Source organism: Zymomonas mobilis subsp. mobilis ATCC 10988 (assembly GCF_000175255.2).
Taxonomy (GTDB): Bacteria; Pseudomonadota; Alphaproteobacteria; order Sphingomonadales; family Sphingomonadaceae; genus Zymomonas; species Zymomonas mobilis.
This window is the reverse complement of sequence record NC_017262.1, coordinates 1,524,408-1,539,032: the sequence shown is the minus strand read 5'-3', so window position 1 is coordinate 1,539,032 and position 14,625 is coordinate 1,524,408. Positions and strand designations below refer to the sequence as shown.

15 protein-coding genes are annotated in these 14,625 nt (G+C 47.5%); 14 read left to right on the top strand and 1 reads right to left on the bottom strand.

All coding sequences use genetic code 11. The features are described from left to right. Positions 1–213 precede the first annotated feature (213 nt). The 5 genes from nifB to ZMOB_RS06925 are packed head-to-tail and all read left to right on the top strand — an operon-like array spanning position 214 to position 3,298. Positions 214–1,683, top strand: a complete 1,470-nt coding sequence (gene nifB, locus ZMOB_RS06945) for a nitrogenase cofactor biosynthesis protein NifB (protein ID WP_014501007.1) — start codon at positions 214–216, stop codon at positions 1,681–1,683. A 39-nt stretch (positions 1,684–1,722) separates the two neighbouring features. After that, complete coding sequence (locus ZMOB_RS06940) at positions 1,723–1,917, top strand: 4Fe-4S binding protein (RefSeq protein ID WP_011241551.1); 195 nt, start codon at positions 1,723–1,725, stop codon at positions 1,915–1,917. A gap of 33 nt (positions 1,918–1,950) precedes the next feature. After that, complete coding sequence (locus ZMOB_RS06935; protein ID WP_014501006.1) at positions 1,951–2,205, top strand: nitrogen fixation protein NifZ; 255 nt, start codon at positions 1,951–1,953, stop codon at positions 2,203–2,205. 20 nt (positions 2,206–2,225) lie between these two features. Continuing rightward, positions 2,226–2,438, top strand: coding sequence for a putative nitrogen fixation protein NifT (gene nifT, locus ZMOB_RS06930; protein ID WP_011241553.1), 213 nt, complete (start codon positions 2,226–2,228; stop codon positions 2,436–2,438). Beyond that, positions 2,438–3,298, top strand: coding sequence for an SIR2 family NAD-dependent protein deacylase (locus ZMOB_RS06925; RefSeq protein WP_014501005.1), 861 nt, complete (start codon positions 2,438–2,440; stop codon positions 3,296–3,298). The genes nifT and ZMOB_RS06925 overlap by 1 nt, the downstream gene beginning before the upstream one ends. Before the next feature lie 12 nt (positions 3,299–3,310). On the opposite strand, the gene ZMOB_RS06920 is transcribed toward ZMOB_RS06925, so the two are convergent. Next, positions 3,311–5,440: a TonB-dependent receptor gene (locus ZMOB_RS06920; protein WP_014501004.1), complete on the bottom strand. Its 2,130-nt coding sequence runs from the start codon at positions 5,438–5,440 to the stop codon at positions 3,311–3,313. A gap of 377 nt (positions 5,441–5,817) precedes the next feature. On the opposite strand from ZMOB_RS06920, the gene nifH reads away from it, so the two are divergent. From nifH to ZMOB_RS06875, 9 genes are all read left to right on the top strand, one after another. Then, positions 5,818–6,705, top strand: a complete 888-nt coding sequence (gene nifH / locus ZMOB_RS06915) for a nitrogenase iron protein (RefSeq protein WP_014501003.1) — start codon at positions 5,818–5,820, stop codon at positions 6,703–6,705. Positions 6,706–6,715: 10 nt separating this feature from the next. Beyond that, complete coding sequence (nifD, locus tag ZMOB_RS06910) at positions 6,716–8,191, top strand: nitrogenase molybdenum-iron protein alpha chain (RefSeq protein WP_011241557.1); 1,476 nt, start codon at positions 6,716–6,718, stop codon at positions 8,189–8,191. A 59-nt stretch (positions 8,192–8,250) separates the two neighbouring features. Further along, on the top strand, positions 8,251–9,786 hold the full coding sequence (gene nifK, locus ZMOB_RS06905; RefSeq protein ID WP_014501002.1) for a nitrogenase molybdenum-iron protein subunit beta: 1,536 nt from the start codon (positions 8,251–8,253) through the stop codon (positions 9,784–9,786). Between the two features lie 68 nt (positions 9,787–9,854). Further along, complete coding sequence (nifE, locus tag ZMOB_RS06900; protein ID WP_014501001.1) at positions 9,855–11,309, top strand: nitrogenase iron-molybdenum cofactor biosynthesis protein NifE; 1,455 nt, start codon at positions 9,855–9,857, stop codon at positions 11,307–11,309. Next, entirely contained in the window at positions 11,306–12,676 is a 1,371-nt protein-coding gene (nifN, locus tag ZMOB_RS06895; protein WP_014501000.1) for a nitrogenase iron-molybdenum cofactor biosynthesis protein NifN, read from the top strand. The genes nifE and nifN overlap by 4 nt, the downstream gene beginning before the upstream one ends. Further along, on the top strand, positions 12,669–13,163 hold the full coding sequence (gene nifX, locus ZMOB_RS06890) for a nitrogen fixation protein NifX (protein ID WP_014500999.1): 495 nt from the start codon (positions 12,669–12,671) through the stop codon (positions 13,161–13,163). The genes nifN and nifX overlap by 8 nt, the downstream gene beginning before the upstream one ends. After that, positions 13,153–13,617, top strand: coding sequence for a NifX-associated nitrogen fixation protein (locus ZMOB_RS06885; protein ID WP_041573393.1), 465 nt, complete (start codon positions 13,153–13,155; stop codon positions 13,615–13,617). Before nifX ends, ZMOB_RS06885 begins: the two co-directional genes overlap by 11 nt. Positions 13,618–13,653: 36 nt before the next feature. Then, positions 13,654–13,938, top strand: a complete 285-nt coding sequence (fdxB, locus tag ZMOB_RS06880; protein WP_011241719.1) for a ferredoxin III, nif-specific — start codon at positions 13,654–13,656, stop codon at positions 13,936–13,938. A 15-nt stretch (positions 13,939–13,953) separates the two neighbouring features. Then, entirely contained in the window at positions 13,954–14,541 is a 588-nt protein-coding gene (locus tag ZMOB_RS06875; RefSeq protein WP_014500997.1) for a nitrogen fixation protein NifQ, read from the top strand. Positions 14,542–14,625: the final 84 nt, after the last annotated feature.

The window sequence follows — 14,625 nt, the reverse complement described above, 5'->3', positions numbered from 1 at the left end:
TCTAAAGCTGTTTTTTTGTAATGCCATTACTTTATTTTTGGCGAATAATGTCTGATTATTCCAAAAATTTTACCGATACCGACAATTTTGTAAGAGTTAAGACAATTTATGTCTGAGACAAAAAGGCCATTTTCCTGAATTTAAAGCGATGTCAGCTTATGGCACGCCCATTGCATATCCTTTTGGTAAAGCGTGTTAGCCGTTAGGAATGTTATGTCCCAGCTCATCCATATCCAGCCATTGGAACCCAACGGGGGTATCCCTAGCCCCCGCCCCGCGACACAGGGTTGTGCTTCATCGGCCTGTGGTAAAATGTCAGATGCAAAGGATTTGGCAGATGATATCTGGGAAAAAGTCAAAGACCACCCCTGCTATTCCGAAGAGGCACATCAATATTTTGCCCGTATGCATGTAGCGGTCGCTCCGGCTTGCAATATCCAATGTAATTATTGCAACCGAAAATATGACTGCGCCAATGAAAGCCGCCCGGGGGTCGTCTCGGAAAGGCTGACACCGGAACAAGCGCTGCGAAAAGTCATTGCCGTTGCCAATGAAGTCTCTCAGCTTTCAGTTCTGGGTATCGCAGGCCCCGGAGATGCCTGTTACGATTGGGAAAAAACCAAAGAAACCTTTGAACAGGTAGCCAAGGCTATCCCTGATGTAAAATTCTGCCTTTCAACCAATGGATTGGCTTTGGCGGATTGTATCGACGACATTGCCAAAATGAATATTGATCATGTCACTTTGACGATCAATATGGTTGATCCTGAAATCGGGGCAAAAATCTATCCTTGGATTTTTTTCGAGAATAAACGCTGGACGGGGAGAGAAGCCTCCCGAATTCTGCATGAACGGCAAATGCTGGCTTTAGAATTGCTGAAAGAACGCGGCATTCTCACCAAAGTCAATTCAGTCATGATACCGAACATCAATGACACGCATTTGTTAGAAGTTAATCGGGTCGTCAAAGAAAAAGGCGCATTTCTTCACAATATCATGCCGCTGATTTCTGATCCGGCACATGGAACCCATTTTGGCCTGACCGGACAGAGAGAGCCCAGCCATCAGGAATTGATGGCACTTCAAAATCAATTAGCCGATGGCACAAAATTGATGCGCCATTGTCGGCAATGTCGGGCGGATGCCATTGGTTTATTGGGGGAGGATCGGGGACAAGCCTTCTCGATGGATAAAATCCCAGAAACACTGGAATATAACCCCGCCAATCGTGCCAGCTATCGTGAAATTGTTGCCCAAGAGCGGGGTGAACATTTGGAACAGAAGAAATCGGCTGAGAAGAAATTGGCCGAATTAGAGGCCAAGCCAACTATCCTTGCTGCCGTTGTTTCCAAACAAGGCGGGCGGATTAACCAGCATTTTGGCCATGCCCAAGAATTTCAGATTTACGAAGTTTCCCCTTATGGCGTAAAATTCATCAGTCATCGCAAAATTCCGCTTTATTGTGCGGAAGGCAATGGCGATGACCAACGGCTGGATAGTATTATCACAGCCTTAGAAGGTATTCAGGCGGTTTTATGCGCCCGTATTGGTGATTGTCCTCGGGAAAAACTGGAAAAAGCTGGTATCGAAGTCAATGTCGATTATGCCCATGACTGGATAGAAAGTGGCCTTTCTTCTTGGTATGCGGCACGGTTTTCCAAAGAGAATCGCCGGATAGCCTGAATATCCGTTTATCATTACTTTAGTAGAAGGATTGGAACTATGTCTTATAAAATTGTTGCTGAAAATTGCACCGCTTGTGGCGCTTGTGAATTTGAATGCCCCAATTCAGCAATCAAAATGAAAGGCGATGTTTTCATCATCGATCCCAATAGCTGCACCGAATGCGACGGTCAGTTTGACGAACCGCAATGTGCGGCCATCTGCCCGATGCCAGACACCTGCATTCCGGCCTAATTTTAAATTCTGACTTCGGGAAAGGCTGAATGGATGAATGACGAAAATGAAATTCAAAAAGCACCGGTCTTTCCCGTTGGAACCAAGGTAAAATCACGCCTTTATATCAAAAATGACGGGACTTTTATCGGTGCCGATATTGGCGAAATCCTGATTAACAAAGGCGATGTCGGTTATATCCGCGATATCGGTGTCTTTCTTCAACGCTATTATATTTATGCCGTCGATTTCGTCGAACGTGGCAAAATTGTTGGTATGCGGAAACGAGAATTAGACATCGCGCTTTAGACTTCTTTCGGAGACACAATATGAAAATAATGCTGCGCCAAACAGCAAGAGGGCTTTCCGTCTATGTTCCGAAAAAAGACCTTGAAGAAGCGGTTATCGAACAGGAAAAGCCTGATATTTGGGGCGGCTGGATACGCTTAAAAAACGGATGGACATTGGAATTGCCAGATATGGCCGCCGATACCCCATTACCGATTACTATCGAAGCGCGTAAACGCGCAGAAGAAAACTGATGGATATCCTGTCAGATATTTCTGACCATTTATCGCGTCAGGCGCTCGCTTTTTATCTAGGCCCCGATGTCACCGCGATCACCGCCAATCAGTGGACGCCGGTTTCCATAAAGGGGCTAGCCGATTTTTTCGGGAAGAAGGTCGCCCTTCCTAAACGGGCAAAAGGTAATCCTTGGGCTGCCGCGCAATATATCGAAAGCCGCCGCCATCGAAAAACCCTGACGGCGATTATGAATGCCGCCTTTGAAAATCCGGTGCCCCCTTCCCCACTGCATCAGCTTATCGCCGCGCTTCATCCCCCGCTTATCGTTGACAGTTGGTATGATGGCGCCATGCGTCAGGCTTTATCCCAAGACAAGACTTTGAACTGGGGCGAAATTCAAGGCATCAATCACGCAGCGATTAACGAATATCGCTGGTTCACAGCTTATGATGCCACGGGCGAAGAAGTCCCGATGGAAAGCGTTAAAGAATGGCAAACCCTTCTTTACAAACCGCATGGCTCTGTTTCACCGCATCAGAATTATCTGATTTCAGATTCCGATTATGTCGAAGTCTTGACCGAAATTGATATTCAGACCCCCATCCCTGAATCAGTGCAAGAAAGGCGGTCATCATGCAGCTTCCTGTTCATCGGTTGCCATTTTGATGACCAAATGCTGAGAAGTTTTGCAAGGCAGATAATCAAAAGATCAAAAGCGCCTCATTTTGCCCTAGTCGATATCGAGAATCTGACCAGAAATGAACGGCGCTTTTTGGAAGAGATGCAGATAATCGCGTTACCGCTTTCGCTCAAAAAAATAGCGGATTTTTTATCTGATTATCTTTCTTCAACTCTCCTCGAAAGGAGAGCTGAATAGAACCCGCCTCTTTTATAAAGACACGCTGATCGTTCCCCTGAAATTCAGTGGAGCGCCCGGCATGTTCAGATTGGCATTGGTGCCATGTCCTGAAACGACATAATGGGCATTCGATAGATTATAGGCATTGATCTGGAAACGATATCGCCCGAATTGTGCCCATCCCATGGCATCACCCGTCACATAATGCGGTAAAATAACGGTATTGCTTGGATCAGCCCAACGATTACCAACGTAATTCATGCCGCCGCCAATACCGAAATGCTTGCCAAAACTCTTGGTGATATAGAAATTGCCTTGGTTATGAGGTGCCAAGGTGCCTTCTTTCCCAACATAAGCCGGCACAGCCGAAGCCAGATTTTTGGTTCTTAAATAGGCATAGCCCGCAATCAAATGAATATCTTTCCCGACATCAAGGGTGGCCGAAAATTCAGCCCCCTCATTGCGTTGGGTGCCTATCGCCATCGTGCTATTATCCAGTGGATTGGTCGCCTGAATATGGGTTTTCTTAATGATAAAACCGGCAATCTGTATCGTTAAGCGATCATGCCACAGGTTATATTTGGCACCTATTTCCTTTGACGTTGTCGCAGAAGGAATCAAATCCGCTTGCGTGGCCACAATATTCAGCGTTTCACCAGAGGGCTGATAACTTTTACTCCACGAGATATAATAGGATTGGTGGTTATCCGGTTCATAGGTCAAACCAACACGGGGACTCCATGTATGATCGAGGCGATGGGCATAGCTGGCGGATCCAGCCAAAGGTAAAGTCGTCTGACTAAAGGAATCCCAGCGGATACCCGCCAGTAATTTAAATCCATGAGAAAAATCGACCGCATCCTGAATATACAGGCCATAATCATAAAAAATGCCGCGATTCTGGTTGGTAATACTGGTAAGGTCATCCCCTGTAATAGTGGGCAAAACCGGATTATAGGCATCGACATAAAAACTGGCTTTCTCGGCGGCCGAAGCATTTTTACCGGGATAAGTCGCATAGGTAGTAGAAAGTTTACTTTGACGAGAAACTTCAAAGCCATAAAGCAATGTCTGATGAATTTTGCCGCTGTCGATTTTTTGCGTCAGCTCTAACTGGTTATCCCATCCGCTTTCATCTCGAGAAGCCGGATGGTGAGAAAGCTGGACTAATCCATCAACGACCCCGCTCGCCGGACTGGTATTGCCCCGAAACATCTTATAATCATAATGACGAAAGCCATCCCTTAATGATAAATTATCAGAAAAATGATGGACGGCGTTGATCGTCTGAGAAAATACGGTGGATTGGGTATAGTCATATTTAGCCGCATCGGCTGACCCGTAATAGATTTCGGGGTGATCGACATTGATCGTGCGACCATTCAAAGAAGGGTTGCCTAAATCGGCAATTCGGCGATCTTTCAAATAATCGGCCTGAAACGTCACAACCGTATCCGTGCCTTTCCCATACATGAAAGAGGGTGCTATCGCGAAACGATGGACAAATTGTTGATCGCGATAGCTGTCACCATTCTCGATCGCCCCCGTTAAACGGAAACCATTACCGGTTCTTTTGCTGTTACGACCAAAGTCCCATTGACCACGATAATCATTCCATGACCCACCGGTAAAAGTCACATTGGTTATATTGGTATCAGCCTGTTTTGTGACCCGATTGACAATACCGCCCGCTGATCCGCGTCCAAATAGGGCGGCCGATGGCCCCTTTAAAACCTCGATATTTTCAATATTGGACATATCCCTGAAATAAAGGGCATCATCCCGAAAACCATTTACAAATTCATCACCAAAAGCATTAAAACCACGGATAAAAACCTGATCGCGCTGACCATCCCCCGTAGAAAAAGAAACGCCCGGAACATTTTTCAAGGCATCTTGCTGGGATAGAACCATCTGATCCCGCATTAACTGCGCCGATACAGTATTGACGGTTTGGGGCAAATCACGATTGGCAATATCTATCTTGGCCGCCGTATTGCGTTTTTGCCCATAGTCATCGCTGTCTTTTTTGGCGGTAATCACCAGATCAGCGGGATCCTCTTTTTTACCTTTTGCAGCATGTGATGGCGATGAAAGCAAAAGGGCAACAAGACATGTTCCGCTTTGCAGCATTCCCCATTTCTGTAACGGGTTTCTCATTCATTCCTCTATTTTTTATTGATAATGTCTCGCAATGGAAGGGGAATATGATAACAAAAATAATGAGAATCAATATCAAATTTAACCTGTAAAATAATTTACCTTTTATCCGTGCATTAAAAGCACATATTATTATTTTATAATAAAAAATTAAAAATTATAAATATAATATGTTTTGCGACATCATAATGTATGATTTGTCGCGCTTCGAACAAAGAACCTTACAATTTATAAATCGCACTCCTTTTTTCTGATGATATCACCGCCTATCCGCGCCTTTTTATGGGCAATCTTGGAATTGGCACGCTGTTTGCGATGAAATGACTGTCGGGCCGAACGGTCCGCCTATCGCGACTTATCGGAAACAGGACAGTATCATGAGCAAAATTCGCCAGATTGCTTTTTACGGCAAGGGAGGCATCGGAAAATCAACGACCTCTCAAAATGCACTCGCGGCTTTGGTCGAGCTTGGCCAGAAAATCCTTATTGTGGGCTGCGATCCCAAGGCTGATTCTACCCGCCTTATTCTTAATTCCAAAGCACAAGATACGGTGTTGAGTCTGGCTGCCGAAGCCGGATCGGTCGAAGACCTTGAACTCGAAGATGTCCTGAAACTCGGCTATAAAGATATTAAATGCGTGGAATCCGGCGGGCCAGAACCGGGCGTTGGTTGTGCCGGTCGCGGGGTTATTACCTCGATCAATTTCCTCGAAGAAAATGGCGCCTATGACGATGTCGATTACGTTTCTTATGACGTTTTGGGCGACGTTGTTTGCGGCGGCTTTGCTATGCCTATCCGCGAAAACAAAGCGCAAGAAATCTATATCGTCATGTCTGGCGAAATGATGGCACTTTATGCTGCCAATAATATCGCCAAAGGTATTTTGAAATATGCCGGAACCGGCGGTGTTCGCTTGGGTGGCCTGATTTGTAACGAACGCCAGACCGACCGTGAATATGAACTCGCCGAAGCCTTGGCCAAAAGGCTGAATTCCAAGCTGATCCATTTCGTCCCACGGAACAATATCGTGCAGCATGCGGAATTGCGCAAGCAAACCGTGCTTCAATATGCACCGGATTCCGATCAGGCCAATGAATATCGCGAATTAGCCAGAAAGATCCACGAAAATTCAGGGAAAGGCACCATCCCGACCCCGATCACGATGGAAGAATTGGAAGAAATGCTGCTCGAATTCGGGATCATGAAAACCGAAGAGCAAGAGCTGGCTGAACTCGCTGCCAAGGAATCCGCGGTCGCCAAGTAAGGAGCGCAAGATGAGCTTGAATGAAGAAGAAACCATCTTCAACACCCGCCTCATCGAGGAAGTGCTTGAAGCCTATCCGGCCAAGGCCAAAAAGCGCCGTCAGAAACATCTGACGGTTGCCAAAGCCCCCGACACCGAAGCCGATCCGGGTGCCTTAAGCGAATGCAGCGTTAAATCGAATATCAAATCTATTCCGGGTGTGATGACGATCCGCGGCTGTGCTTATGCCGGTTCAAAAGGTGTGGTCTGGGGGCCTGTCAAAGACATGGTTCATATCAGTCATGGCCCCGTTGGTTGCGGTCATTATTCATGGTCGCAACGCCGGAATTTCTATAACGGCACCACCGGCGTGGATAGCTTTGTCACCATGCAATTCACCTCCGATTATCAGGAAAAAGATATTGTTTTCGGCGGTGATAAAAAGCTGAAAAAAATTCTCACCGAAATTGACGAGTTGTTCCCGCTTAATCATGGCACGACTATTCAATCAGAATGTCCGGTCGGCTTGATCGGTGATGATATAGAATCCGTTGCCCGCGAACAGAAAAAAATCAGCGGAAAAACCATCGTTCCGGTGCGCTGTGAAGGCTTTCGCGGGGTATCCCAGTCTTTGGGGCATCATATCGCCTGCGATGTCATTCGTGACTGGGTGCTTGACCAAGACGGTAATCAGGTTCCCTTTGAACCTTCGCCCTATGATGTGAATATTTTGGGTGACTATAATATCGGCGGTGATGCGTGGTCTTCCCGTATTCTTCTCGAAGAAATGGGTTTGAGGGTAATCGGTAGCTGGTCGGGTGATGCCACTTTGGCTGAAATCGAACGAGCGCCTAAGGCCAAGATGAATCTGATCCATTGCTATCGGTCATTGAATTACATCAGCCGCTATATGGAAGAAAAGCACGGTATTCCGTGGATGGAATATAATCTGTTTGGCCCCAGCCAAATTGCCGCTTCCTTACGGAAAATTGCCGAAAATTTTGATGACAAGATCAAAGAAGGTGCCGAGCGCGTTATCGCCAAATATCAGCCTTTAGCCGATGCGGTGATTGCCAAATACCGCCCCCGCCTCGAAGGCAAAAAAGTGCTGCTTTATGTCGGCGGATTGCGGTCACGCCATGTCGTCAATGCCTATACCGATCTTGGGATGGAAATCGTCGCGACTGGCTATGAATTTGCCCATAACGATGATTACCAACGGACAGGCCATTACGTCAAAGAAGGCACGTTAATTTATGACGACGCCTCAACCTATGAGCTGGAAAAATTCATCGAGGCCATTCGCCCCGATCTGGTCGGTTCCGGCATCAAGGAAAAATATGCGGTTCAAAAAGCCGGCATACCGTTCCGCCAGATGCATTCATGGGATTATTCGGGGCCTTATCATGGTTATGACGGCTTTGCCATTTTTGCCCGTGACATGGATTTGGCCATCAATAGCCCAGTCTGGGGCATGTTCAAAGCCCCTTGGAAAACCGCTGCTTAAATGGGGCAGCCTATGGCAGGGCAAAGTCCCTGCCACCCCTGATAAAAGAGGATTAGACGATGCCTCAATCTGTTGAAAAAACCCTTGATTATGCCTCTCTTTTTCTGGAACCAGAATATAAAGAGATGCTGTCGGCCAAAAGCAAACTTGAAAATATGCCGGAAGCCGACAAGGTCAAAGAGATTGCCGATTGGACTAAAAGCTGGGAATATCGCGAGAAAAACTTTGCCCGCGAAGCCCTGACGATCAATCCCGCAAAATCATGCCAGCCTCTAGGTGCGGTCTTTGCCGCCGCCGGTTTTGAAGGTACCTTAAGTTTTGTGCATGGCTCGCAGGGATGTGTAGCCTATTACCGCTCTCATCTCGCCCGCCATTTCAAAGAACCAGCCTCGGCAGTGTCCTCTTCGATGACCGAAGATGCAGCAGTTTTTGGAGGCTTGAACAATATGGTTGATGGGCTGGCCAACGCCTACAGCCTGTATAACCCGAAAATGATCGCGGTTTCGACGACCTGCATGGCCGAAGTAATCGGGGATGACCTGCAATCCTTTATCAATACGGCCAAAGAAAAAGGCTCGGTTCCGGCTGATTTCAATGTGCCTTTTGCCCATACTCCGGCTTTTGTCGGCAGTCACATCACCGGCTATGACAATATGATGCGGGGTATTCTAGAAAATTTCTGGAAAGACAAAACACGAACCCCCAATGACTCCATCAATATTATTCCGGGTTTTGATGGTTATGCCGTCGGAAATAACCGTGAATTGAAACGGATGCTTGATCTGATGGGGGTCAAATACACGATCCTGTCTGATGTATCCGACCAGTTTGATACCCCGTCAGATGGCGAATTTCGGATGTATGATGGTGGCACCGCCTTGGAAGCGGTGGCAGAGGCTATCAATGCCAAAGCCACGGTTTCAATGCAGTCTTACTGCACCCCAAAAACGCTCGAATATATCGAAAATATCGGACAGGAAACCGTCGCCTTCCATTATCCGTTAGGGGTATCAGGCACCGATGATTTTCTGATGAAGATTTCGGCATTAACCGGAAAAGCTATTCCGGCCGAACTCGAAAAAGAACGCGGTCGGCTAGTCGATGCCATCACCGACAGCCAAGCCTATCTCCATGGCAAAAGCTATGCGATTTATGGCGATCCTGACTTTGTTTACAGCATGGCACGCTTTGTCATGGAGACGGGGGGCGAACCCCGCCATTGCCTTGCCACAAATGGCAGCAAGGCATGGGAAAAGAAAATGCAGGCGCTATTCGACAGCTCGGCTTTTGGTCAAGACTGCAAAGCATGGGGTGGCAAGGATCTTTGGCATATGCGTTCCCTGCTCGCGACTGAAAAGGTCGATATGCTGATCGGGAATTCCTATGGCAAATATCTCGAAAAAGATACGGATACCCCGCTTGTTCGGCTGACTTTCCCGATTTTCGATCGTCATCATCATCACCGCTTCCCGTTATGGGGCTATCAAGGCGGCATTAGAGTGGTTGTTGCCCTGCTCGACAAATTTTTCGACGAAATGGACAAGAAAGCAACCGCCTCTGATGACACGGCCTATGCTTTCGAATTAACGCGCTAACCCCCAAGACGGACAGAAGCCGATCTGTCCGTCCCCCTTTCCAGACCTTCCCTTTTCAGGAGCCATTGATGGATAACAGGTTAAAGGCAAAAGTAATCAGTCTGTTCAATGAACCGGCTTGTGCCAAGAATGTGGCCAAGGGAAAAAAAGAACGTCGGAAAGGCTGTGGCAAACCTTTAACCCCCGGGGCAACCGCCGGAGGTTGCGCCTTTGATGGCTCTAAAATCGTCTTACAACCCATTACCGATGTCATCCATATTGTGCATGGCCCTTTGGCCTGCGAAGGCAATGGATGGGATAACCGCCAGTCCACCAGTTCTGGCTCTACACTTTACCGGAATGGCATTACGACAGACCTAACCCAAATGGATATCATCATGGGAACGGGTGAAAAACGCCTGTATAAAGCCATTCGTAATGCCGCCGAACGCTTCAATCCCCCTGCCATTTTTGTCTATGTCACCTGCGTTCCGGCCTTAATTGGCGACGATGTCGAGGCGGTCTGTAAACATGCCGCCCAAAAATTGAATATTCCGGTTATTCCCGTCAATTCACCGGGTTTTATTGGCACCAAAAATTTGGGCAATAAATTGGCCGGTGAGACACTATTCGATCACGTCATCGGTACAATGGAACCGGAACAAAGCAGCGATACCGATATCAATATTATCGGCGAATATAATCTGTCCGGCGAATTATGGCAGATCAAACCCCTTTTCGATCAATTAGGTATTCGGGTGCATAGCTGCATTACCGGAGATGCTCGCTATCGGGACGTGGCCTCTGCCCATCGCTCCCGCGTGAATATGATGGTCTGCTCTGCGGCTCTCATCAATCTTGCCCGAAAAATGGAAGAGAAATGGGGCATTCCTTTCTTTGAAGGCTCTTTCTACGGTATCGAGGAAACCTCTCGCTCGCTTCGAAAAATAGCTAAACTTCTGGTCAAAGGTGGGACAGCGGCTGATCTGATCGATAGAACAGAGGCTTTGATCGAGGCTGAAGAAAAACGCTGCTGGGAAAGACTGGAACCTTATCGCCAAAGATTACAGGGCAAACGGGTTTTTCTTTATACTGGCGGGGTGAAATCATGGTCTATCGTCTCGGCCTTGCAACAAACGGGTATCGAGATTGTCGGCACCTCTGTTCGGAAATCGACCGAAACCGATAAAGAAAAAATCAAAAAGCTGATGGGCAGCGATGCCCATATGATCGAAAAAATCCCGCCACGCGATATTTATAACCGCCTGAAAGCAGGCGAAGCCGACATCATGCTTTCAGGAGGACGCACCCAATTTATCGCTTTAAAAGCCAAAATTCCGTGGGTCGATATCAATCAGGAACGCCATAAAGCCTATGCGGGCTATAGCGGCATTTTGGCTTTGGTTCAGGATATCGACTGCACCCTTTCCAATCCGGTCTGGCAAGAAGTCAGACAGCCTGCCCCTTGGGAGGAAGGCTGGGAAGCACCGGAAATAGACGACCTTTTTGATGACAATCATCTTTTTAACGAGAGGGCATCATGAGCATTGTTGTCGAAAACAAAAAACCGGAATCCATCAATCCACTGAAAGTCTCGCAGCCACTTGGGGCAGCCTTGGCTTTTCTTGGTATTGATAAGGCGATTCCCCTCTTTCATGGTTCCCAAGGCTGCACTTCTTTTGCGTTGGTTTTGGCCGTCCGGCATTTCAAAGAAACAATACCGCTACAAACCACCGCGATGAATGAAGTCTCGACTATTTTGGGTGGGCATAACCATCTGGAAGAAGCCATTCTCAATCTGACAGCCCGTGTTGATCCCCGTTTTATTGGCATTGCCTCCACGGCCTTAGTTGAAACGCGGGGCGAAGATTATGTCGGTGCCTTAAAAGAAATCAGAGCTAAAAACCCCGATCTTGCCAATCGCCAAATCACCTTTGTTTCAACGCCTGATTATAACGGGGCTTTGGAAGACGGTTGGTCAAATGCAGTTACCGCGATTATCGACGGTGTTGTCATTCCGTGGAGCACCGCTGTCACCTCTTTCCAACAAATCAATGTTTTGCCGGGGGTGCATCAGACCGCTGCCGATATTGAAGCACTTCGGGATATTATCGAAAGTTTTGGATTATATCCGGTTATTCTTCCCGATATTTCCTCATCCCTTGATGGTCATATCCCTGAAAACTGGATGACAACGACGATGGGCGGCACCCGCCTTGAAGAAGTCGCCCATATGGCACGTTCAGCGCATACGATTGCGATTGGCGAACATATGCGGAAACCGGCTGATTTATTGGAAAGTCTGACAGGTATCCCGACCAGCTTATTTCCTGACATAACGGGCCTATCCGCATCAGATCGGTTGATGGCCTTACTTTCGCGCATATCTGGAAAATCCATTCCGCAACGCTACCGGCGACAAAGAAGCCAATTGGTAGATGCCATGCTGGACGGTCATTTCTATTTTGGCGGGAAGAAAGTCGCCATTGCCGCCGACCCTGATTTACTGGTCAGTTTGAGCCATTTTTTCCATAATTTGGGCGCAAAGATTGAGGTCGCGGTTTCATCAACAAGCCATTCGCCTCATCTGAAAGATATTCCGACAGAAAAAGTTATCGTCGGTGACCTTATGGATTTTGAAGATGGGGTGCGTGACCATCCAGTCGATATGTTGGTGACCCATAGTCATGGCAGACAAGCCTCAGAACGGCTGGGTATTCCGTTATTTCGGGTTGGATTCCCAATTTTTGACCGGATCGGCAATGCCCATAGTCTGACCTTGGGATATCAAGGCACCCAAAATTTAATCTTCCGAATTGCCAATCTGTTTTTGGAAAAAACGCATCACCCGAAACCGGCTGATTTCGCTGACAACAGCGCAGATATTTTGAAGGAGCCGCTTTATGCCTGAACGTCGTCTGCAATTGGTTGAATCCCACGGGAAAGAGGCTGTCTCAGGCAATACGGATGTTGCCCCGTTATTACGGATCGCGATTGCCACCAATGACATGAAATCTTTGAATGCCCATTTTGGTGGTGCCAATCGCTTTTCTATATGGGATGTCACTTCTGACGATGCCCATTTTGTCGAAGCCTTGGGTTTTCAAAAAATCTCCGATCAAAGCGGCAGCCATATCGAAGGCGAAGACAGCATCACGCCCAAAGTAGAAGCCTTGGCTGATTGTAAATTGCTTTTCATCCTCGCCATTGGTGGGCCCGCCGCCGCCAAGGTCGTGAATGCCGGTATTCACCCCGTCAAACTGCCTGCTGAAGAATCCATCGCGTCGATTATCAAACGGGTGCAAGAGATGATGAAAGGTAACCCGCCGCCATGGTTAAGGAAGGCTATGGGGATGCCGTCCCGTTCGATGGATTTTCTCGACGAAGATGACGACTAAGGGAGGCTGGGCGATGAGCGATCTACACAGCCCCTTTATGCGGATGTTAATCACTCGTATTCGGGCAGAAGACAGCTTTGGGGCATGGGAAAATAAACAGGATGCAGCGCTCCTTTCCGAATATATCGTCACCAAAGAGGAAAGACGCGCCATCCCGATCATCGGCGATCCTGACCCTGAAATTATTGATCGTATTGATTATTTCTATCAAGCAGTCGCTTTAGCCATTGAAGAAAAAAGCGGGCAGATGGCCGTCCCAATCCTGAAATTAAATCATGAAGGTTTCGGACGGTTATTCGTGATTGTGGGTCGATTGGTTGTCTTGGCAAAAAGCATGCGGGATGTTCATCGTTTCGGCTTTGAAGATATGGCCGCCCTTAATCAAGAAGGCTGTCGGGCTGTCGATAACGCGATCGAAATCATCAAACAATTTCCCGATGCAGCCGCCGCCTAGCAAAGTCGCTATCCCCCTTTTGCAAAGGAAAATGCTATGCCTGTTTATACGCGTGATGGCCGCGAATGGCAGCCGCAATATCTGATATCTATCAATCCTGAACTCTGCATCGGCTGTGGCCGCTGTTACAAAGTCTGCGGTCACAATGTCCTCGGCCTTTATGGCGTCGATGAAGACGGCCAATTGATCGACCCTGAAGAGGATGATGACGGCGATATTATCAAAACTGTCATGACTGTTCAGGACGAAGGTGCCTGTATCGGTTGCAGTGCTTGCGCCCGTGTTTGCCCAACCAAAAGCCAGATTCATGCCGCCGCCTGATAACGGGGAAGTCCTATGTCCATCTATGATCGATTGATGTCACAACGAGGAAGTATATGCGATCAATTTGAAAGCCATATCCTCGCCTCGATTATCGCCATCAGCTTGGAAGAGGCTGAAAAAGATAAAGCCCCGCTTTCTGAAAAACTGGGGCATAGCGGGGCGATGGTAACCGAGATTATCGCCGATTATTTTCCCCATGCCACAGAAATATTTCAGCCTTATAGCGACGAAAAAGCACCGAAATGTGCAGAAGACGAAAATTATTTACGGGATTTACTCTGTCGCAATACCAGTCAGGATTCCCGATTTGAATATATCTTGGCCGGAATGATTGCCCGCCGTTCCATGGCCCCCCATCATCTATGGCAGGATTTGGGATTAAGAAATCGCCGCGAACTTGGCTGGCTCATGGAACGCTATTTCGAACCTTTGGCGCAAAAAAACACGAAAGACATGAAGTGGAAAAAATTCCTGTTCCGCCTCATCTGCCGTGATGACCATTATGGTCTATGCCCCTCCCCTATTTGCGAAGAATGTGACGATATGGAACATTGCTTCGGGGATGAAAAAGGCGAAAGCCTGTTAGCACACAGTCTTTAAATCCGGCTTCCTTAATCGACCAGATGGAAGATTGTTCAAAAGCCTACATTTTGTCCCATAGTCACAGTGCATAACCCGACATTT

Excerpts from the sequence above, each read along its gene's own strand:
- nifB (WP_014501007.1), top strand. The coding sequence starts at position 214 with ATGTCCCAGCTCATCCATATCCAGCCATTGGAACCCAACGGGGGTATC.
- ZMOB_RS06940 (WP_011241551.1), top strand. The coding sequence starts at position 1,723 with ATGTCTTATAAAATTGTTGCTGAAAATTGCACCGCTTGTGGCGCTTGT.
- ZMOB_RS06935 (WP_014501006.1), top strand. The coding sequence starts at position 1,951 with ATGAATGACGAAAATGAAATTCAAAAAGCACCGGTCTTTCCCGTTGGA.
- nifT (WP_011241553.1), top strand. The coding sequence starts at position 2,226 with ATGAAAATAATGCTGCGCCAAACAGCAAGAGGGCTTTCCGTCTATGTT.
- ZMOB_RS06925 (WP_014501005.1), top strand. The coding sequence starts at position 2,438 with ATGGATATCCTGTCAGATATTTCTGACCATTTATCGCGTCAGGCGCTC.
- ZMOB_RS06920 (WP_014501004.1), bottom strand. The coding sequence starts at position 5,440 with ATGAGAAACCCGTTACAGAAATGGGGAATGCTGCAAAGCGGAACATGT.
- nifH (WP_014501003.1), top strand. The coding sequence starts at position 5,818 with ATGAGCAAAATTCGCCAGATTGCTTTTTACGGCAAGGGAGGCATCGGA.
- nifD (WP_011241557.1), top strand. The coding sequence starts at position 6,716 with ATGAGCTTGAATGAAGAAGAAACCATCTTCAACACCCGCCTCATCGAG.
- nifK (WP_014501002.1), top strand. The coding sequence starts at position 8,251 with ATGCCTCAATCTGTTGAAAAAACCCTTGATTATGCCTCTCTTTTTCTG.
- nifE (WP_014501001.1), top strand. The coding sequence starts at position 9,855 with ATGGATAACAGGTTAAAGGCAAAAGTAATCAGTCTGTTCAATGAACCG.
- nifN (WP_014501000.1), top strand. The coding sequence starts at position 11,306 with ATGAGCATTGTTGTCGAAAACAAAAAACCGGAATCCATCAATCCACTG.
- nifX (WP_014500999.1), top strand. The coding sequence starts at position 12,669 with ATGCCTGAACGTCGTCTGCAATTGGTTGAATCCCACGGGAAAGAGGCT.
- ZMOB_RS06885 (WP_041573393.1), top strand. The coding sequence starts at position 13,153 with ATGACGACTAAGGGAGGCTGGGCGATGAGCGATCTACACAGCCCCTTT.
- fdxB (WP_011241719.1), top strand. The coding sequence starts at position 13,654 with ATGCCTGTTTATACGCGTGATGGCCGCGAATGGCAGCCGCAATATCTG.
- ZMOB_RS06875 (WP_014500997.1), top strand. The coding sequence starts at position 13,954 with ATGTCCATCTATGATCGATTGATGTCACAACGAGGAAGTATATGCGAT.